The sequence below is a fragment of the Virgibacillus sp. FSP13 genome, from assembly GCF_054048505.1.
This window is the reverse complement of sequence record NZ_JBSVKG010000019.1, coordinates 45694-65577: the sequence shown is the minus strand read 5'-3', so window position 1 is coordinate 65577 and position 19884 is coordinate 45694. Positions and strand designations below refer to the sequence as shown.

Annotated in this window: 28 protein-coding genes; 2 read left to right on the top strand and 26 right to left on the bottom strand. The window is 39.3% G+C overall.

Annotated features, from left to right (window positions below; translation table 11 throughout):
• The first annotated feature begins 25 nt into the window (after nucleotides 1–25).
• On the top strand, nucleotides 26–187 hold the full coding sequence (locus ACW2QC_RS14965) for a hypothetical protein (RefSeq protein WP_457544750.1): 162 nt from the start codon (nucleotides 26–28) through the stop codon (nucleotides 185–187).
• Between the two features lie 93 nt (nucleotides 188–280).
• Here ACW2QC_RS14965 and ACW2QC_RS14960 read toward each other — a convergent pair whose 3' ends face one another.
• Nucleotides 281–3373, bottom strand: a complete 3093-nt coding sequence (locus ACW2QC_RS14960; protein WP_457544749.1) for an MMPL family transporter — start codon at nucleotides 3371–3373, stop codon at nucleotides 281–283.
• A 23-nt stretch (nucleotides 3374–3396) separates the two neighbouring features.
• The gene (locus ACW2QC_RS14955) at nucleotides 3397–3900 is read right to left on the bottom strand and encodes a MarR family winged helix-turn-helix transcriptional regulator (RefSeq protein ID WP_457544748.1); all 504 of its coding nucleotides are present in this window, start codon (nucleotides 3898–3900) and stop codon (nucleotides 3397–3399) included.
• Between the two features lie 372 nt (nucleotides 3901–4272).
• Between ACW2QC_RS14955 and ACW2QC_RS14950 the strand changes: the two genes are divergently transcribed.
• Nucleotides 4273–5256, top strand: a complete 984-nt coding sequence (locus ACW2QC_RS14950) for a DUF3231 family protein (RefSeq protein ID WP_457544747.1) — start codon at nucleotides 4273–4275, stop codon at nucleotides 5254–5256.
• A 395-nt stretch (nucleotides 5257–5651) separates the two neighbouring features.
• Here ACW2QC_RS14950 and ACW2QC_RS14945 read toward each other — a convergent pair whose 3' ends face one another.
• From ACW2QC_RS14945 to rpsE, 24 genes are all read right to left on the bottom strand, one after another.
• A complete protein-coding gene (locus ACW2QC_RS14945; protein ID WP_457544746.1) occupies nucleotides 5652–6188 on the bottom strand; it encodes a hypothetical protein in 537 nt (178 codons plus the stop codon).
• 277 nt (nucleotides 6189–6465) lie between these two features.
• Nucleotides 6466–6858 (bottom strand): 30S ribosomal protein S9, encoded by a 393-nt coding sequence (gene rpsI, locus ACW2QC_RS14940; protein WP_457544745.1) that lies wholly within the window; start codon nucleotides 6856–6858, stop codon nucleotides 6466–6468.
• A gap of 19 nt (nucleotides 6859–6877) precedes the next feature.
• A complete protein-coding gene (gene rplM / locus ACW2QC_RS14935) occupies nucleotides 6878–7315 on the bottom strand; it encodes a 50S ribosomal protein L13 (RefSeq protein WP_106495460.1) in 438 nt (145 codons plus the stop codon).
• Between the two features lie 205 nt (nucleotides 7316–7520).
• Entirely contained in the window at nucleotides 7521–8129 is a 609-nt protein-coding gene (locus ACW2QC_RS14930) for a hypothetical protein (RefSeq protein WP_457544744.1), read from the bottom strand.
• The gene (locus ACW2QC_RS14925; protein ID WP_457544743.1) at nucleotides 8122–8829 is read right to left on the bottom strand and encodes an ABC transporter permease subunit; all 708 of its coding nucleotides are present in this window, start codon (nucleotides 8827–8829) and stop codon (nucleotides 8122–8124) included. Before ACW2QC_RS14925 ends, ACW2QC_RS14930 begins: the two co-directional genes overlap by 8 nt.
• 120 nt (nucleotides 8830–8949) lie before the next feature.
• Nucleotides 8950–9282: a DUF4064 domain-containing protein gene (locus tag ACW2QC_RS14920; protein WP_457544742.1), complete on the bottom strand. Its 333-nt coding sequence runs from the start codon at nucleotides 9280–9282 to the stop codon at nucleotides 8950–8952.
• Nucleotides 9283–9469: 187 nt separating this feature from the next.
• A complete protein-coding gene (truA, locus tag ACW2QC_RS14915; protein ID WP_457544741.1) occupies nucleotides 9470–10210 on the bottom strand; it encodes a tRNA pseudouridine(38-40) synthase TruA in 741 nt (246 codons plus the stop codon).
• Between the two features lie 17 nt (nucleotides 10211–10227).
• Nucleotides 10228–11028 (bottom strand): energy-coupling factor transporter transmembrane component T family protein, encoded by an 801-nt coding sequence (locus ACW2QC_RS14910; RefSeq protein ID WP_457544740.1) that lies wholly within the window; start codon nucleotides 11026–11028, stop codon nucleotides 10228–10230.
• Nucleotides 11021–11893 carry an energy-coupling factor ABC transporter ATP-binding protein gene (locus tag ACW2QC_RS14905; protein ID WP_457544739.1) on the bottom strand — a complete coding sequence of 291 codons (873 nt, stop codon included), beginning with the start codon at nucleotides 11891–11893 and terminating at the stop codon, nucleotides 11021–11023. Before ACW2QC_RS14905 ends, ACW2QC_RS14910 begins: the two co-directional genes overlap by 8 nt.
• Nucleotides 11869–12708, bottom strand: a complete 840-nt coding sequence (locus ACW2QC_RS14900; RefSeq protein ID WP_457544738.1) for an energy-coupling factor ABC transporter ATP-binding protein — start codon at nucleotides 12706–12708, stop codon at nucleotides 11869–11871. Before ACW2QC_RS14900 ends, ACW2QC_RS14905 begins: the two co-directional genes overlap by 25 nt.
• A gap of 71 nt (nucleotides 12709–12779) precedes the next feature.
• A complete protein-coding gene (locus ACW2QC_RS14895; protein ID WP_457544737.1) occupies nucleotides 12780–13058 on the bottom strand; it encodes a hypothetical protein in 279 nt (92 codons plus the stop codon).
• Entirely contained in the window at nucleotides 13037–13279 is a 243-nt protein-coding gene (locus ACW2QC_RS14890; protein WP_457544736.1) for a hypothetical protein, read from the bottom strand. Before ACW2QC_RS14890 ends, ACW2QC_RS14895 begins: the two co-directional genes overlap by 22 nt.
• Nucleotides 13279–13632, bottom strand: coding sequence for a 50S ribosomal protein L17 (gene rplQ, locus ACW2QC_RS14885; protein ID WP_106495481.1), 354 nt, complete (start codon nucleotides 13630–13632; stop codon nucleotides 13279–13281). The genes ACW2QC_RS14890 and rplQ overlap by 1 nt, the downstream gene beginning before the upstream one ends.
• 251 nt (nucleotides 13633–13883) lie before the next feature.
• A complete protein-coding gene (locus ACW2QC_RS14880) occupies nucleotides 13884–14828 on the bottom strand; it encodes a DNA-directed RNA polymerase subunit alpha (protein WP_457544735.1) in 945 nt (314 codons plus the stop codon).
• 229 nt (nucleotides 14829–15057) lie between these two features.
• The gene (gene rpsK / locus ACW2QC_RS14875; protein WP_106495486.1) at nucleotides 15058–15447 is read right to left on the bottom strand and encodes a 30S ribosomal protein S11; all 390 of its coding nucleotides are present in this window, start codon (nucleotides 15445–15447) and stop codon (nucleotides 15058–15060) included.
• A 23-nt stretch (nucleotides 15448–15470) separates the two neighbouring features.
• Nucleotides 15471–15836: a 30S ribosomal protein S13 gene (gene rpsM, locus ACW2QC_RS14870; protein ID WP_457544734.1), complete on the bottom strand. Its 366-nt coding sequence runs from the start codon at nucleotides 15834–15836 to the stop codon at nucleotides 15471–15473.
• A gap of 24 nt (nucleotides 15837–15860) precedes the next feature.
• The gene (gene rpmJ, locus ACW2QC_RS14865; RefSeq protein ID WP_010095733.1) at nucleotides 15861–15974 is read right to left on the bottom strand and encodes a 50S ribosomal protein L36; all 114 of its coding nucleotides are present in this window, start codon (nucleotides 15972–15974) and stop codon (nucleotides 15861–15863) included.
• 33 nt (nucleotides 15975–16007) lie between these two features.
• Nucleotides 16008–16226 (bottom strand): translation initiation factor IF-1, encoded by a 219-nt coding sequence (gene infA, locus ACW2QC_RS14860; protein WP_010095735.1) that lies wholly within the window; start codon nucleotides 16224–16226, stop codon nucleotides 16008–16010.
• The gene (locus ACW2QC_RS14855) at nucleotides 16204–16539 is read right to left on the bottom strand and encodes a KOW domain-containing RNA-binding protein (RefSeq protein WP_106495491.1); all 336 of its coding nucleotides are present in this window, start codon (nucleotides 16537–16539) and stop codon (nucleotides 16204–16206) included. The genes infA and ACW2QC_RS14855 overlap by 23 nt, the downstream gene beginning before the upstream one ends.
• Nucleotides 16540–16721: 182 nt before the next feature.
• On the bottom strand, nucleotides 16722–17366 hold the full coding sequence (locus tag ACW2QC_RS14850; RefSeq protein ID WP_457544733.1) for an adenylate kinase: 645 nt from the start codon (nucleotides 17364–17366) through the stop codon (nucleotides 16722–16724).
• A 35-nt stretch (nucleotides 17367–17401) separates the two neighbouring features.
• Complete coding sequence (gene secY / locus ACW2QC_RS14845; protein WP_457544732.1) at nucleotides 17402–18694, bottom strand: preprotein translocase subunit SecY; 1293 nt, start codon at nucleotides 18692–18694, stop codon at nucleotides 17402–17404.
• Complete coding sequence (gene rplO / locus ACW2QC_RS14840) at nucleotides 18694–19134, bottom strand: 50S ribosomal protein L15 (RefSeq protein WP_457544731.1); 441 nt, start codon at nucleotides 19132–19134, stop codon at nucleotides 18694–18696. The genes secY and rplO overlap by 1 nt, the downstream gene beginning before the upstream one ends.
• 30 nt (nucleotides 19135–19164) lie before the next feature.
• Complete coding sequence (rpmD, locus tag ACW2QC_RS14835) at nucleotides 19165–19347, bottom strand: 50S ribosomal protein L30 (protein WP_457544730.1); 183 nt, start codon at nucleotides 19345–19347, stop codon at nucleotides 19165–19167.
• Nucleotides 19348–19360: 13 nt separating this feature from the next.
• A complete protein-coding gene (gene rpsE, locus ACW2QC_RS14830; RefSeq protein ID WP_106495503.1) occupies nucleotides 19361–19864 on the bottom strand; it encodes a 30S ribosomal protein S5 in 504 nt (167 codons plus the stop codon).
• Between the last annotated feature and the right edge of the window lie 20 nt (nucleotides 19865–19884).

The following is a 19884-nucleotide window of genomic DNA, read 5'->3' as shown; positions in this document are numbered from 1 at the left end:
AATAATTATGGGAGGTGTTCCATTCATGTCTGAGCAAAACAAGAATCGTAACAAAGATAAAGGAAGGCAACGAAACGTAATCAAATACGATACAACCCCAAAGCGTGAGCGTAATAATGATGTGGAAATTGCTGAAGACACAGAGTTCCTTAACTTGGATAATAAGAAAAATAAGCGAAAACGCTGATGAATGAACAAAAGCCATATTGACAAAACAAATAAAGCAGACCCTGGATAGGAATCTGCTTTATTTGTTTTAATTAATATTAACTTTCATTAACTAAGTCCTCATACGGTTTTTTTCTTCTATGCTTACGGTTTTTTTCTTTTTACCAGATAATAAATTGGCTAGACGTTCCGGAAGAGCCATTAAAGCTGGTAGAAAGATAGGAAGCAAAATAAAGCAAAGTACGATTAAACCTGTAATGACCGCAATGGCCAATTCAGATAAAAGTACAATTCCCGCCGGCATAAGTGTCGCGAAAGTACCTCCAAGTATGATGACCGCCGATATGATCACGCTGCCTATGTGCTTGGAAGCTGATACAATTGCCTCTTTAGGCGGCAAATCCGGGTACTCTTTAAACCGCATCATCAAGAATATGCTGTAGTCCACTCCTAAGGATAAAATAATGATAAAGGAGAAGAATGGAACAAAGGAAGACAATCCTGCATATCCAAGTAAATCTAGGAAAATATAGTTTACGACGAACATCGATGCATAGTACGCACCTACGAGGGATGCAGTAATGAAAATCGGTGTCCAAAAAGATCTTATAACAAAGAACAGAACAAGCAGTACGCCAGCAATGACGATAATCGTTGTTTTATTCAAGTCCCTGGACAAAATATTGTTCATATCATTCGTTGTGGCGCTTGTTCCCGCTGTTCCATACTCAGCACCTGCAAGCACTGTACCTTTTAATCCAGTAGAAATAGTCGCATTCATTTTATCAATCGTCTGTAAAGCTTCATTTGAATAAGGGTCATCATTCAAAATAACCGTCATCTTTGTGATTGTTCTATCTTTGGACATGAAAGCATCCAATGAATCTTTAAATTCATCATTTGTCAAAGCTTCCTTTGGAATAAAGAAGCTCTTATTCTTATTCAGCTGAGTTAAGTAACCATTCGTCTGGCCAATGCCATCGGAAATTTCCTCTAATCCGCCGTTTACATCAGATAATTGATCTCCAAAGGCACTAAACCCATTAAGCCCCTCAGCAAGCTGCTTTTGCCCTGATTTCATCTTGCCAAGTCCGTCATTCACACTATTCATATTCGTTACGATTGTACCTATTCCGGATGTTGCTTCTCCAAGTCCTGCTTTTAGCTTCTTCAAGCCGCCTGCCATTTGATCCAAGCCATTGCTGATATCCGAAAGATTTTGATTGGCTTTATCAAAACCGGCAGTAACTGTATCGTATTGTTCATTTAATTTGTTAATCCCCTCAGGCGTAATCTCACTTAAACGGGAAGATAACTCGTCTAATGTTTGCGTTAATCCCTGGTAACGTTTATCTTTATTTAAATCAGCATAATCGTCTCCAAGGTCAGCAACTATTGATTTCATGAGCGTAATCGATTTCTTTACGCCAAGAACAGCTTGGGCAGCACCCTGATAATGTGTTCCCATCTCCTTATATCCAGCCTGCATTTTTCCATAATTATCAGCTAGCACAGATACACCACTGCTCATCTCTGAAAGATTGGTTTCTATAGCAGCGATACCGTTTGAAATGGTTTGTGGATTGCTTGTCCCATCGTCAATTCCAGCCTGGATTTGCTTTAATCCATTGGATAATGCAGTGACGCCGTCTTGAAGCTCTGCCGTCCCATCGACCATCTCACTTACCTGTGAAAAGTCTGCCGATCCAAGCTCTTCCTGTGCTTCTTTCATACCATCAGATATGGTATCCACACCATTTCGCGTTTGTGATAAGCCGTCTGTCACCGTCCCCATTTGATCGGAGACATAGAAATCATCGATCTTCTCGCCCAGGGGCTGCGTGACCGAAGATACCTGTTTAATACCTTTCATACCCTTGAGTCTCTCTGTGATATCGTCAATGACGGCAAGAGATTCGTTGTTATCCATGGTTTTCTTACTTTCAATGACAACCGTAGCCGGCATGGATTGTCCTTTGCCAAAATGCTCTGAAACCAAATTAATTGCTTTTGAAGAAGGATAATTGTTTCCAAGTTCCCCTACAGTATCAAAGTTAAGTTTCTCCTCATGGAATAATACCATTGGCCCAATGATTAAAAGAATGATAAGCGTAATGATAATCGGGTGTTTTACCCCAAGGGATGAAGCTTTACCCCAGAATTTGTTTTCCTTATGACCACCAACATTCTTAGACGGCCAGAAAAGCTTTTTGCCTAGAACCTTCATAACAAAAGGGGTTAACGTTAAAATTTCAATTAATAATATGGTTACACCGATAACGACAACGACACCGGATTGATAGATTGGTGATTCGGAAAAAACAAGCGCAAGAAACGCAATAAATACTGTCAGTATACTATAAGCAATTGTTTTTCCTGCTGTTTTATACGTATTAACAATGGAATCATCGGTCGAGTGACCTTTTGCCAGTTCTTCCTTAAATCGATTGAAAAGAAGAATGTTATAATCTGTACCAAGCCCAAAGAGAATAAGGACTAATAGCATTTGGGTCAGACTAGTAACTGGAAATCCTACTTTATCTATTAACTGAGCTGCAATTCCCATCGAACAAAGATAGGAAAATGCTACAGCTAATAAGGATACCAGCGGTGTTACAAAAGATCTGAAAGCAATGATAAGTACGACTAAAATAAAGATAACCGTAAGTGCTGCACTTTTCTCAACACCTGCCTGGGTTGCCTTTAAATAATCATTATTGATAAAATCTTCTCCACTTAAATAGTGTTCAACAGGTACGTTATCCAGTTTTTTCTCAAATTGCTTTTGGATATCATCTATTTCTCTACCTTTTTTATCAAGCTTATAGCTCACCATTAAGGTCGTACCATCATCAGAAACTAAAGAGTCTTTGGCATCGGGCATACTGAAGGGATCAATCATTTTCGTGATTCCAAGTTCTGAACTGCTGTCACTGATTGAACTTACCGCTTCCCCGATCTGTTTCATGTCGCTTTTTGAAATTTTGTCTTTATCATAAAAAACGATAAGGTTATCTGTACCTTCTGTCGTCTCCATTTTTTCCAATATATTATTTGCCATGACAGATGGGCTATCCTCACTCGTACCTTCCTGACCTTGATCCCGCAAAATTGCGTTGATATCTGGTTGAAAGACAGTCAGCACAATTGTGGCAATTAGCCAGATAGCTAAAATGGCCCAGCGTCCTTTGATAATTGTTCTCATCCTGCAGCCTCCTGCTTTAATGTTTATTTCTTTCGTTTGTCTTTATCGGAGAAGTACAGAATATCGGGATACTCATAATCATTCATGCCTTCAACTATCATTTTCTTCTTAACAGCCGATACCAATAATTGCATTCCCTCTTCCACAATCTCCTGTTCTTCAGGATTTAAAAGATCTAAAACACCAATTAACGACTGATTTTTAAGTTGCGATATGCTTTCATCTATATCTTCAGCTAGTCTTTTGGACAGGGAAATATCCACCAAACGTTTATCCCTTTCATTAGGAGTTTTCACCAGAAAGTCTTTTGACATCAGTCTTTCAACAATATCCGAAACGGTACTTTGCGTCATTTTTAAATTTTGAGAGAGTAGTTTGATACTTACCGTTTTATGAGCAAACACTTCTCCAATGACCCTCACTTGGGGAATGGTAACACCATGCTCCTCTGCTTGTTTCTGAAGACTTTTCATTGTATAACGATGTATATATTCAATGGATTCCCCAATAAAATCAGCCTTTTCCAATACTACCCAACCTCCTTTCAAGAAAACAATCGTATACGATACATCGCATACGATATATATTAAAGTGATAAGTTGTTTTTGTCAATTTAAAGTTTGTGTACAAATTATGTCAGTCTCCTTTAACAAAAAAAGAGTTGTTCAAATTTTAAAATCAGGAAGAGTTCCAAAGGAAAAATAAATATAATCTTCTTTTTGACCAATAATATTAAGAAGGAGAGGAATGGATGTAAAGGTGGGATATTATCTTTTGTATTTCTTTTAATTTTCCCAAACAGCAACTCCAAAAATACATCTATCGGTTTTACATTTTAAATAGAAGTCTTTTCATGTCCATTCGAAATAACCTTCTCCCAAAGTGAAAGGAGCTTTAGCATGAAAAAAAATAATCAATTAACATCAGCAGAAATGGGCAAACTTTGGGCAACTTATGTTGGAAACACCATGGGGAAATGTGTTCTAACTTATTATCTTAAAAATGTAAATGACAAAGACGTTAAAAAAGTTTTAGAAGATGCCTTAAGGTTAGACGAGTCATTGATGCAAGAAATAAAAACCCTTTTTAAAGAAGGAAATTTCCCACTACCCATTGGATTTACTGATGAAGATGTAAATCTAGACGCACCGAGATTATTTCATGACGAATTTTATCTTCATTACCTCCAATATCTAGGGAAAGCAGGGTTGAGTATTTATTCAGTTGCTGTTCCTTTGGTAACAAAGAAAGCTGTAAGAAACTTTTTTATGAAAGCCATGAATGAAACTGCCAAATTGTTGGCTGAAACAAGTGATATCTTACATTCAAAAGGACATTTACAGAACTCACCCCTTATACCAAATCCTGAAGGAATCGACTTTATTGATAAACAAAATTATTTGAAAGGTTTTTTTGGAGATAAAAGATCCCTCCACGGGCTAGAGATAGCTCATCTTTATGGAAACATCAATAACGATGTTACAAGTAAGGCACTCATTATCGGTTTTGCTCAAGGAGCACGACACGAAAAGGTAAGAAACTTTTTAGAGCGTGGGAAGGAGATTAACCATAGGCATATAGGAAAGCTTTCAAAAAAGCTTTCTGAAGATAGTTTACCTTCACCAACACTCTTAGATCATTTGGTTACAACATCAACCACGCCGCCATTTTCCGATAAGCTTATGGTTTTTCACAAAATTGACATGTTCTCAATGAAAATTAGAGAATATGCCAATGGGTCATCACTTGACGGGAGAAAGGACATTGGCGCATTATATGCCCGTTGTATATTAGATGTTTCACTCTATGTAGAAGATGGAGCAAACATCATGATTGACCATAATTGGATGGAACAACCACCAGAAGCACCGAATCGAGACTAACTTACTAGGGAAAAGGATTAGACTATGAAGTAAAAGGATGCTTTGGTCTAATCCCTTCCCAGAAGTTTAGGCTCAATTACAGTTTTTAGAGGGGTTAAGGCTTATTGGAAGAGTAATTTTTTCCCACACCGTTTTGATAGGGAGTTTTTTTAAAAAGACCACCCAGCCACCATTTTGGCAGGATGGTCTTTCACTTTTATCGGCAATTTGCACAGCTTTGTTCATACTAAATACAGAATCTACATATCCGTAATTATTATTCTGGTTAATTCACGTATTATCCCAATATAGTAATTGAGACAATGAAATAGCAAGATCATTTTCCTCTAAAATGGTTCCAGGTGTAATAACCGCTTTTGGACCATATTTATCAAATAAACGACCAATAGTTGGAGCTAGTACACAGTTGAGTAGCTACCTGGCAGAAGGATAAGACCGGTTGTAAAAGCAGCCATTAATAAAGCCATTTGCATATACATTGGTAAAATAACAAGCATTGATAACATGTTAAAGAACGTAATAAAACTCATAATGAATCCAAGAACGAACATTGGATATTTAAATGCTTTTAGATTCAGCATAGGAGTCTCCATTTTCGTTTGGCGAACTGCGAAAAGAATAAGTGCTATCATTCCAATGATGATAGATCCAAGTACCGTTGCACTCATCCAACCAGAAACACCAGATACACTAAATCCGTAAACGATACCGCCGAATCCAATCGTTGAAAGAATAACAGATAATGTATCAATTGAAACCTTACGTATCTCATTCACATTCGGTAAAAAAATGATCCCGAAAGTAAAAGAGAATAGTAAGAAAGGTATGGTAACCCAGAAAATCCAATGCCATGATAATGTATCTAAAATTAGTCCGGCTAATGTTCGACCTAGCGCGGGGCCCGCTAACATAACTAAGCCCATAACCCCCATGGCGGCGCCTCGTTTATTCGAAGGGAATTTACTAAGGACTTTTTACTGTCTAATGCGGTGAAAATGTAGTCAAGACACGACCAAAAGCGCAAGCGCCCGATTAGCGGTGTATGTGCTGGACTGAACCGTAGGAGGTGAAGGAAGCACAATAGCCGCCGGGCGCTGGAGCTGGACGTGGCTCTTCCTGAAAAAGGATTCATACAGCTATAAATTTTATACTTTACTACTAAAAAGACCCTTTCCACATAAGTGAAAAGAGCCTTGAAACGTGAGTATATTAACGTTTTGAGAACTGTGGTGCACGACGAGCGCCTTTAAGACCGTATTTCTTACGTTCTTTCGCGCGTGGGTCACGAGTAAGGTATCCTTCACTTTTAAGAGAAGCACGATATTCTGGATCTGCTTCAAGAAGTGCACGTGCGATACCATGACGGATAGCACCAGCTTGGCCAGTGAATCCTCCACCATGTACGTTTACTAAAACATCGTAAGTTCCTTGAGTTTCAGTAGCCGCAAGTGGCTGATTCAAAATTAGTAATTGTGTTTCATATGGAAAATAGTCTTTTGCATCACGGTTATTGATCGTAACACGGCCAGTTCCTGGAACTAAGCGAACACGTGCAGTTGAACTTTTCCGGCGGCCTGTGCCGTAATATTGTACTTGTGCCAATTGATTAACCTCCTTTTAATTATCCACGAAGCTCGTAAACTTCTGGTTTTTGTGCTTGATGATTGTGTTCAGAACCTCTGTATACGTGTAATTTCTTACCCATTTTACGGCCTAATGGACCTTTAGGAAGCATACCTTTAACAGTAAGTTCTAACATTTGCTCAGGGTATTTTGTACGCATTTCATATGCATTGCGTTCTTTCAACCCGCCAACATAATTTGTATGACGATAGTACATTTTGTCATTTATTTTATTTCCTGTAAGTTCAATTTTTTCAGCATTGATAATGATAACATTATCACCTGTATCAGCATGTGGTGTATAGGTTGGTTTGTGCTTTCCGCGAAGGATTGCAGCAACCTCACTAGCTAAGCGACCTAATCGCTTGCCTTCCGCATCCACAACAAGCCATTTGCGTTCAATATTATTTTCATTCGCCATGAAAGTTGTGCGCATGATGGTTTCCCTCCATATTCTTTCGTTTCCGTTGGTTATTCCTATATTTAACATAATTAGTTTCCGGGGCTAATCATGGTTTAGAAATAAAATGCCATAGATCATAGTATACCAAAATGGTGCTCTATGTCAAGTCCATCCGCTATTTTTTATCTTTTATAAGCTTTTTAATAGAACGCCTAAAGTCCGCATCTCACAAGGGATCCTATTCTGCTTCCTCCCCTTCCAATTTTTGGTTCAATTCCACGCCTCTTTCTTCTAAAACATCTCGCACGTTATACTGACTTTTTACCAGTTCTCTTGAATACCGATAAGAAAGAATATCGCCTGATTTTGTTGTTAATTCCAACCTTGATAAAGAAACTTGATTATCCTTCTTTTCCGAAACGGCAGCAGCTTGTTCTATATCATCCCAATAATACAATTTCTCATCAATTGAAAATAGATCGTTTTGATAAATACCTTCATTTGTAAAATAATAATATTGATTCACACTTAAGTAAATAAAAATTATTCCTGGTACGAATCCAAGTAACGTGCCAAATGTTTTGAATAGCTTCTTCCCTCTGACACGCGATTGAAAATAAGCTAAAATCCCGACAACAAGGCCTAAATAAAAAAATGTCGCCCCACCTATAATATAACTAGATATCGGCGACTGAAATAGCCAAATACCGATGACCTGTTGATAAAAAAAGTCCTGTGCAATGGTAATAAATACAAACGGTGCAAAGAAACTAGAAAACCCAAGAACAATTGCAATTGCTATCAAAATTGGTACTAAATCTTGTGAGCGTTTTTTCTTTTTAGACATTCATGTGTCCCCCTAGTATCTCCCATTTAATTGTGTAACTATTTATGTACGGCGCTGGAAATGTCGCAGCAGTCCTTCTGATAAAACATAGAACGATAGAATGGTGAATGTTATTGCGAGTGTAGCAAAAAAAGGAATCCATGGTGCTGTTCGGATTGTATGGGTGACATCCGCAAGTAAAATCGGCCAAGTATCGGACGTATTGACAAAGGTCATTTCGCCCGTTTCCAATTGGACAAACGCCTGCGATACAAATATGGAAACAAGGTCCTTCCGAGGTCATTGCAAAGTTAACGATGATTTGCCCGAAAATCTGTGGAAAATAGTACCGCCTAAACAATTGCAATGGTGAACAGCCAACCATAACACCAGATTCTACGTAAGCTTTTTTTGATATAACAACAAGCTCTTCCTCAAAAATTTTACCAACACGCCCAACCTCTACAAGCGCTATTACGATGACAAGTAAAAGCGGACGGGATGAGGTGAACAAAATTGGCGGCAATAAAACGAGCAACATGACAATAAAAATGGTCGGAACACCAGAAAGCAGCTGATTCCATCCCACCAAGAGCCCCCGAAAAAAGCGCAACCTGTTGGCAGCAAATACCGCCAATGGGATCGCAATCAGATAACGAAGCAAACTAATAAAAAAGATTAGTGCTAACGTCGCTCCTGCCCCCATAATGAGCAAGCTCAATAAATCCCTTCCATCACTGTCCGTACCAAATGGGAATTCCCATGATGGACTGTAAGGGGGGATTACAGGCTTGTGGTTAACAAATCTCTAAATTGGTTTCACTATCTTTCCAGTTTCCTATTATTTTCTATACAAACACAAAAACCCAACAACGACTAAAATTATTCCCGATGGCTTTGTTACGTTCTCTAAAAAAAACAGCCATACACCAGAAATAATAAAAATCGCCCCTGCCTTTTTCGCTTCATATTGGACTTTATATGCCATCCAAATAGCAATTATAGAAGCAATTCCCCTAGTAGAACCCGGCAGAAAGTGATGAGCAAAGTAGCTATCTTTCAGTGAAAACGTAAAATATATGTACAAAAGGGATCCAAGAAGACCTGTAATACCGCCAATTAATCCCAGTACAAATTCTAGATCCCTAGGTTGTGACCGCATCTCTTCACCCATTTATTGCTCACTCACTTTCGAAAACCAATTATTTGCAATTGTAACATAATTATTGCTAAAAAAATTGATTCATAAAAAAACGAATCGATTTTTTAACGAATCAATTTTTTGATATATAGAAATTTTATGTGTGATAATCGATCTCTTCTTTTCAATACAGTTGCTAGCCAAATTATGCGTATAAAATTCAATACCTAACCCTCCACAAATACAACCCCTGAGCCGGTATCGTTTCCCCAACAAGTCGGCGATCTCTTTGCTCGATAAGATAGGGGATGTCGCTTGGACTACGTCTACCTTGACCAATATCAAGCAAGACACCAACGGTTATCCGAACCATGTTATATAAAAATCCACTTCCACGGAAAATAAATTCAATTTCACTGCCGCGTTTCTCACATGATATTTGATAAAGTGTACGGACTTTGCTTCCCTTTGTGGTTGCTTTTGCTGAGGAAAAAGTAGTGAAGTCATGCTCTCCTTCTAAATAGCTGCAGGCCTCTTGTATTGCCTTTATATCCAGTGTATAAGGAAACTGATATGCATAGTTCCGTTTAAACACATCTGTCTCTTTTTCATTCCAAACATAATAACGATATTCCTTTTCAATCACATCATACCGAGCGTGAAACACTGCCGAGACTTTTTCCACATCGTTCACATAAAGATCACCAGGCAAAAGCGTGTTAAGCGCCCGCTTCCAATTCACCTCAGGTATAATAAAAGGCGTTTCAAAATGGATCGTCTGCCCTTTTGCGTGTACACCTGTATCCGTTCGTCCTGAAGCCTGGATTCGGATATGTTCACCTTTGTGCATTTTCTGTAACGCTTTCTCTAACTCTCCATGAACAGTACGTTTCTTAGGCTGGATTTGAAAACCGGAAAAATTAGAACCGTCATAGCTGATCACACATTTAATCTTCTCCATTAATCCAGCCCCCTTAGCTAGTAAGTCCTTGTCAAAAACAATCCGGCAATAACAAATAAAAATAATACATAAATTGCTATATCTCGTTTTTCTATTTTTAATTCGCGAAGTTTAGTCCGGCCTTCTCCACCTTGATAGCCGCGCGCCTCCATCGCCATTGCCAGCTCCTCAGCACGTTTAAATGCACTTACGAACAGTGGCACTAATAAAGGGACAACAGCTTTAGCACGTTCTTTAATTGGGCCTGTTTTAAAATCAACCCCACGCGATGCTTGTGCCCGTGAAATTTTTTCTGTTTCCTGCATGAGTGTTGGAATAAACCGCAATGAAATCGACATCATCAATGCTAGCTCATGCACTGGAAATTTAATTTTTTTCAGGGGATGTAGCATGTCCTCAATTGCATCCGTAATTTCAATTGGTGTTGTCGTTAAGGTTAATAAAGACGTGATTAAAATTAGCAAGAAAAACCGCATTGAAATTGCAAAGCCTTGGATAAGGGCACCCGAATAAATTTTAAACGAAAATATTTCGACTAAAACTGTTCCCTCTTTTGTTACAATTAAATGTAAAATAAACGTAAATACAATTAAGAACCAAACAGGCATTAACCCTTTCAAGATAAACTTAATTGGTATCCTTGTAGTCATGACACTTACCAAAGCAAAAACAGTTAATATAGCATAGCTAAGTACAGAGTTAGCAAAAAATACAATAAACACAAAGAAAAAAATGATCGTAATTTTTGTTCGCGGATCTAAACGATGGATGATCGAATTACCTGGAACATACTGGCCAATAATTAAGGAGTTACTCATGTGTTTCAGCCTCCTTTAAATGACGCTGAATAATCTGAGCAATTTCTTCTGTTGATTGGCGATGAAATGGAATTGACACATTAAATTTCTTTTCAAATGACTTAAGGAATTGAACAGCTTCAGGAACATCAAGTTGGACTTTATTTAATGCCTCTTGCTGTGTCAACACTTCCTCTGGCTTGCCTTCCATATATTTGGTGCCTTTGTTTAAAATAATGACGTGGTCGGCATATTGCACTGCATCCTCCATGCTATGCGTTACAAGCACCGTTGTCAGCCCTTCTCTTTGATGCAATTCATAGAACATATCCATTATTTCTTTTTGCCCGCGTGGGTCTAATCCAGCAGTGGGCTCATCCAATACAAGCACATCTGGTTTTGTCGCCAATACCCCTGCAATTGCTACCCGACGCATTTGTCCACCACTTAACTCAAATGGTGATCGTTGCAGCAATTCTTCAGGCAATCCAACTGCAGGAACGATTTCTTGTATCCGTTGTTTTATTTCATCCTTAGCAACACCAAAGTTTTCCGGACCAAATGCAATGTCCTTTTCCACATTCTCTTCAAATAATTGATGTTCCGGATATTGAAATACAACCCCGACTTTGCTGCGTAATTCTTTCATATTTTTTGGCTTCTCATCATTAGTTAGACGATAATCCCCAATTGTGACACTGCCTTCACTCGGTGAAACCAATCCATTTAAATGCTGAATAAGCGTCGATTTGCCTGAACCTGTATGACCAATAATTGCTACAAATGAACCTGATGGTATATGAAATGATAAGTCCTCTATTGCTTTATGGGCAAATGGTGTGCCCTGTTGATATATATAGCTTACGTTCTCGAATGTAATGTCCATAAGTCCTCCAGCAATTCTTCTTGGTTTAATGGTTCAGTTGTAACGGAAATTCCCGCCTGTTCAAGCTCATCAGTTAAAATAGCTACAAATGGTACGTCTAGTCCAATTTCTCGTAATGCATCTTTTTTTGAAAAAATCTCTCTTGGCGTTGCTTCATCCCATTTTTCTCCGTTGTTCATTACAATAACACGTTCAGCTTGAACAACCTCTTGCAAATCGTGGGTAATCGTTATTAATGAAAGCTCATGCTCTTGCCTCACATCAGAAACTGTACGCATAATTTCCTGGCGTCCCTTTGGATCAAGCATCGCAGTGGCCTCATCTAATATTAATACATTTGGTGAAATCGCTAAAACACTGGCAATCGCAACACGCTGTTTTTGCCCACCAGAAAGCCTGTGTGGCTCCGTTAGCTTGTACTCCTGCATACCAACAGCCGTTAAATTCCGATCGATCCGGCTAATCATTTCATCACGTGGAAGCCCACGATTTTCCATTCCGAACGCAACATCATCCTGTACGGTTGTCCCCACAAATTGATTGTCCGGATTTTGAAAAACCATCCCAACTTCTTTCCGAATCTCCCAAATGGTCTCCTGATTCACTTGTTGACCATTAATAATGATCTCACCCTCGACAGGAAAAAGCAGTCCATTCATCAGCTTTGCTATAGTAGATTTTCCTGACCCATTATGGCCAATAATAGCAACCCATTCATTTCTATAGATCTCAAACGAACAATTCTTTAACACCCATGGCTCCTCATCTCCATATCGAAACGATACATTTCTAAACTCTATAAACTTTTCTCTCATTGTGTAATGACCTCCTCTACTCAGCTCCATGGCCTGGGTGTATTTTTGTTTGTATATTTGTTGATGTGTCTTTATGATTTTATCTCGGGCCGATGTTTTTGTTCTCGGGCCGATGTTTTTGCTCTCGGGCCGATGTTTTTGGTCTCGGGCCGATGTTTTTGTTCTCGGGCCGATGTTTTTGCTCTCGGGCCGATGTTTTTGTTCTCGGGCCGATGTTTTTGCTCTCGGGCCGATGTTTTTGTTCTCGGGCCGATGTTTTTGCTCTCGGGCCGATGTTTTTGCTCTCGGGCCGATGTTTTTGCTCTCGGGCCGATGTTCATCAGCGGACTTAATCGTCCGCTGATGAACATCCAATCTCAGCCTTTCCCGATCCAGTTGCTTGTTGGTTAGCGACTACTGTCATAAGCAATGGCACTCCGATCGCCAAAAACCAGGCACCCACTTCCCCTTGCTTATGCGTCCGCTTCTGAACAGTCGCCTCAGCCTTTCTATCTCCATTATACACAAAAAAAGGGCTTGGATTCACCTCTGGAAGAGATTCAGTCCTGCCCTTATCGCGCACATGTTTCATTAAACTAGTTCAATAATTGCCATTTTTGCTCCGTCACCTTGACGTTCACCTAGCTTAAGAACTCGTGTGTATCCACCTTGTCGATCTTCGTAGCGTGCAGCGACGTCACCGAAAAGTTTTTGAACTACACTTTCGTTTTCGTTTGCTTCCTGGTTGTATAAAAATGCTGCGGCTTGACGGCGAGCGTGAAGATCACCGCGTTTTCCTAGCGTAATCATTTTATCAACTACAGATTTCAATTCTTTCGCTTTTGCTTCTGTTGTTTCAATCCGCTCATGAATAATCAAGTCAGATGCAAGGTTGCGAAGTAGTGCCATACGTTGATCTGTTGTACGACCTAATTTTCTAGCCATGGACTATCCCTCCCTTTCCTGCTGCTAGTAAATAATTTCTAGTAACTATAGATAATTGAACATCTGCGTGGGGCCACGTCCAGCTCCAGCGCCTAACGTCTAGTGGACTTCCTTCTCCTCCTTACGATAAGTCAACATCGAATCGCTTACGCTCTTCGTGTTTCCTTTATCTCATACGGATCAGTCCAGTCCATACGCCGTTGAACAAGGCACTTCCGCTTTTGTTACAACTCTAAAGGTGTCTATATTGATCAGTCATCATTACGTAAGCCTAAGCCAAGATCGTTTAGTTTTACTTTTACTTCTTCTAGTGATTTACGGCCTAGATTACGCACTTTCATCATATCTTCTTCAGATTTGTTTGCAAGCTCCTGAACTGTATTGATGCCAGCACGTTTCAAACAATTATAGGATCTAACAGATAGATCAAGTTCTTCTATTGTCATTTCCATAACTTTTTCTTTTTGATCTTCTTCTTTTTCAACCATAATTTCCGCGTTTTGTGCTTCATCTGTTAAACCTACGAAAATGTTAAGATGCTCAGAGAAGATTTTTGCACCTAAGGAAACTGCTTCTTCAGGGCGAATACTTCCATCTGTTGATACATCAAGGGTTAATTTATCATAGTTGGCAACTTGACCTACACGGGTATTTTCAACTTGATATGTGATACGTGATACTGGTGTAAAAATCGAATCAATCGGAATAACACCAATTGCTTGATCATCATGTTTGTTTGCTTCTGCTGGACGATAGCCACGACCGCGTTCTGCGGTAATTTTCATATGCAAGTTTCCTTTACTACTAACTGTAGCAATAGGTAGGTCCGGATTTAATACTTCTACATCACTATCATATGTTAGATCTGCAGCCGTAACTTTTCCTTCTCCCTGCACATCAATCTCTAATGTTTTCTCTTCGTCAGAGTAAATTTTTAGAGCGAGCTTCTTCAGATTCAAAATAATTGTAGTTACATCTTCAACGACCCCATCAATTGTTGAAAATTCATGTAACGCACCATCAATTTGAACTGACGTTGCAGCAGCGCCTGGAAGTGAGGATAGTAGGATACGACGCAAGGAGTTTCCTAGAGTAGTACCATATCCACGTTCAAGCGGTTCGACGACGAATTTCCCAAACTTGGCATCATCGCTGATCTCTACCGTTTCTATTTTTGGTTTTTCAATTTCGATCATTCTATAAAACCCTCCTTCAAAACGTCGAAACCCCGGTTAGACTCCCCTGTCTAACCGAAATTCCTCAAATAGGCAGTTGGCGTTTCTGCACTATTGAATACATTCGTACTTTCGTGTCTGTCTAGATGCTGTTCGTTAAGGTGTTCTAAAAGGTGATAATCCTTTTCGCCTTACACTTTTAGCCATCATAACCCATTATAGACAGGGTGACAAATAATATACGGTCAAATTATACACGACGACGTTTTGGTGGGCGGCAACCATTGTGAGGAACTGGTGTTACGTCACGAATGGCTGTAACTTCTAAGCCTGCTGCCTGAAGTGAACGAATTGCTGCTTCACGGCCGGCACCAGGGCCTTTTACAGTTACTTCTAATGTTTTCATGCCATTTTCTACAGCTGATTTTGCTGCAGTTTCAGCTGCCATTTGTGCAGCAAAAGGGGTTGACTTACGAGAACCTTTAAAACCCAATGCACCTGCTGAGCTCCAGCCAACAGCGTTACCTTTAACATCCGTAATTGTTACAATTGTATTGTTAAACGTAGAACGAATATGTGCTACACCTGTATCAATATTCTTTTTCACACGACGCTTACGTGTATTAGTTTTACGAACCATTGATTAGCTTACCTCCTTCTAAGTTATTTCTTCTTGTTAGCAATTGTACGACGTGGACCTTTACGTGTACGTGAATTATTTTTCGTTTTTTGTCCGCGTAACGGCAAGCCGCGACGGTGACGCATTCCTCTGTAGGAACCAATTTCAATTAGACGCTTAATGTTTAGGGATACTTCACGACGAAGGTCACCTTCAACTGTATGTGCGTCAATTGCTTTACGAATTTTACCTAATTCATCTTCTGTTAGATCGCGTACACGAGTGTCTTCTGAAACGCCTGCTTCTTTAAGGATACTTTGTGCAGTTGTTTTCCCAATACCATAAATATATGTCAATGAGATTACTACACGTTTATCACGCGGAATATCTATACCTGCAATACGTGCCATAAATGCCTTGCACCTCCTTGTATATTAACCTTGTTTTTGCTTATGCTTTGGATTTTCACAAATCACCATTACTTTACCTTTGCGTTTAATAACTTTACATTTTTCGCAAATTGGCTTTACAGATGCTCTTACTTTCATCATCTTTACCTCCTTTTATATCGGAGCCTGCTTTTATTTATAACGGTACGTAATTCTTCCTCTTGTTAAATCATACGGTGAAAGTTCTACCGTTACTTTGTCACCTGGTAAGATACGAATGAAATGCATACGAATTTTGCCAGATACATGTGCCAAGACCGTATGGCCATTTTCAAGCTCTACATTAAACATCGCGTTTGGCAATGTTTCCGTTACGGTACCTTCCACTTCAATTACATCGTCTTTCGCCATCGTGTTGATCTCCCTTCTTCAAATCAGTCACAACCTCTTTGACAAATTTAGCTATGGCAAACCGTAATTTCCCATTTGTGACACGACCAGTTTCTAGAAGGCTGTTTTGGACCTCTGGAGATATATAATCCATAACTTCAATATGATGTAGATTCTTTTTCTTTGGTCGATCATATTTACGTTTTTCCCCATCTGCTAGTAAGACATACCGTTCGTCAACTATTTTAATGACAACCGCATACTGGCCAGCTTCACGTCCTTGCATAATACGAACAACTTGACCCATCTGCGGAACCGAATCAGCTTCCTCCACAACGATCACCTTCACTTAGGCTATAATATAATGAACACCTTTTTAATAAAGGTTTACAAATTATCATGATTTAACTTACTGTGTCACTTTTATATCAAGTAATCAATGTCATACTAAAAAGTACACACTGCCTTATTATACCTTTTTATAGATAAAATTGCACCCATCATCTGGTTGAATGCTTATTTTTCTATTTTTGCTTGGATATCCTGAAAAACTTTATCAATTTCTTGATCACCGTTTACTGTTACAAGATATCCTTTATCCTGATAATAATCTAAAAGCGGCATTGTTTGTTCAATGCTAACATCTAAACGATTTTTCACCGTTTCAGCCTTATCATCATCACGTTGGATTAAAGCAGAACCATCTTTATCACATACTCCCTCTTCTTTTGGAGGGTTGAAAAGAACATGATAAGTAGTACCACATGTCGGACAAATTCTACGACCCGTTAAACGTTCTAATAAGTTTTCCTCAGGTACGTTTACATGCAGTACGTAATCAATGTCTTCATCCATTTTGGTTAACAGTGATTGCAATGCGTCTGCCTGCGCGATTGTTCTAGGAAAACCATCTAATAGAAATCCATCCTGACAATCGTCCTTCTGCAATCGTTCCTCTACAATGCCGATTGTTACTTCGTCTGGAACAAGAGCGCCTTGATCCATATATTCTTTTGCCTTTTTACCTAATTCTGTTCCTTCTTTAATAGCTAAACGGAACATATCTCCTGTTGAGATATGAGGGACGTGATATTTTTCAACAATTTTTTCTGCCTGTGTACCTTTACCGGCACCAGGTAGACCCATTAAAATTAAATTCAACAATTTTCCCCTCGCTCTCGGGTTGGTTACTTGTTTTACTTAATAAATCCTTTGTAGTGTCGTTTAACTAACTGACTTTCCAGTTGCTTCATCGTCTGAAGTGCGACACCAACAACGATTAGTAAACTCGTACCGCCGATTCGTACTGCTGTAGGAAGATTTGCAATTCCACCTAAAATAATAGGTAAAACAGAAACGGCCGCCAAGAAGATCGATCCAACAAATGTAAGACGATACATGACACGGGTTAAATATGTTTCTGTTTTCTTACCAGGTCTAATTCCTGGAATATATCCACCCTGTTTTTGCAAATTCTCAGCCATTTGTTCTGGATTAACCTGAACAAATGAATAAAAGTACGTGAATGCAATAATCAACGCTACATAGATGACCATCCCAATAGGTTGGGTATAATCAAAAATCATTTCGATAGTTGCAGCGAAATCATTACCTTCAAAAAGTCCTGCCACCGTTCTTGGGGCCATAATGAATGCAATGGCAAAGATTACTGGGATAACCCCTGCAGCATTTACTTTAAGTGGTAAATGTGTAGAGTGCCCACCGACTGGGGAACGGTTTACAAGTTTTTTTGCATATTGAATTGGAATCTTACGCAATGCCTGTTGGATAAAAATAACGCCAACAGTTACTGCAACAACCACCAAAGCAATTAATGCAACAATGACGATATTAATAAACAATTCATCGCCAGGATTATCGAAATACTGAATATATAATTGTTTCACGCCATTCGGTACTGCAGCTACGATACCTGCAAAAATCAATATAGAGATACCATTTCCGACACCATTTGCCGTGATTTGCTCACCTAGCCACATTAAAAATGTAGTTCCACTAGTTAACACAACTGCAATAACAAGAAACGTCAAAATTCCTGGGTTGGAAATTAATTGTCCACCTGCCATTGCATTAAATCCGACTGACATTGCTATCGCCTGGATAAATGCAAGAACCACTGTTCCATAACGTGTGATCTGGGCCAATTTCTTACGTCCCATCTCGCCTTGCTTTTTCCATTCAGCAAATTTCGGTACAACATCCATTTGAAGTAATTGCATTATAATCGAAGCGGTAATGTAAGGCATAATTCCCATCGCAAAGATAGAGAAGTTTTGTAATGCCCCACCGCCGAATGTATTTAAAAACCCAAAAACATTTTGTTGGTTCATAAAATCAATTGCTTCTTTATTTGTATATGGCACGGGAATAAATGTACCAAGACGGAAGACAACTAACATTAATAATGTAAAGATGATTTTCCGTCTGATATCAGCCACGCGCATAAAATTGGAGATTGTACGAAACATTAAATCACCTCGGTTTTACCGCCCGCTGCTTCAATAGCTTCTTTAGCTGAAGCAGAGAACTTGTGAGCTTTTACTGTAAGTTTCTTTTCGATAGCACCCTTACCTAGCACTTTAATGCCAGCTTTAAGTTTGCTTACGACACCTTCTTCAAGTAATAGCTCAGGTGTAATTTCTGTGCCGTCTTCAAAACGATTTAATGCATCAAGGTTCACAATAGCAAATTCTTTACGATGAACATTCGTGAATCCACGCTTTGGTAAGCTTTGGAACAATGGCATTTGACCACCTTCAAAGCCCGGACGAGTACCGCCACCTGAACGTGCTTTTTGTCCTTTATGCCCTCTTCCGGAAGTCTTTCCGTTACCTGAAGACGTTCCACGACCTACACGATTACGTTCTTTGCGAGTTCCTTCTGATGCCTTCAATTCATGAAGTTTCATGCGAGCACCTCCCTTTACGCTAATGTTTTATTAAATTTCTTTAACCGCTACGAGATGGGATACTTTGTTAACCATTCCACGTACAGAAGGTGTATCTTCCCGAACTACGGTAGCCTGAATTTTTTTAAGTCCTAACGCTTGAACAGTTTGTTTTTGACTTTCTGTTCGACCAATAACACTGCGCTTGAGGGTGATTTCTAATTTTTTAGACATAGTATTTCCCTCCTTATCCTAACAGTTCTTCTACAGACTTTCCGCGTAGTTTAGCTACTTCTTCAGCGCGTTTTAAGTTTGTAAGTCCGTTTAAAGTAGCACGAATCATATTAATCGGTGTATTTGCTCCAAGTGATTTTGTTAAAATATCACCAACACCTGCAAGTTCAAGGACCGCACGAACTGGTCCACCAGAGATAACTCCAGTACCTTCTGCTGCTGGCTTCATTAATACGTTACCAGAGCCAAAACGTCCGTTGATTTCGTGTGGGATTGTTGTACCAACGATAGGTACTTCAATTAAGTTTTTCTTTGCATCGTCAACTGCTTTTTTAATTGCTTCTGGTACCTCTTGTGCTTTACCTGTACCAAAACCTACATGACCATTCTTGTCACCGACTACTACCAATGCAGCAAAACGGAAACGACGTCCACCTTTAACTACTTTTGCCACACGGTTGATCGTAACAACGCGTTCTTCAAGATCTAATTTGTTCGGATCAATGCTGTTATGCATGTATGTCCCTCCTTTATCGG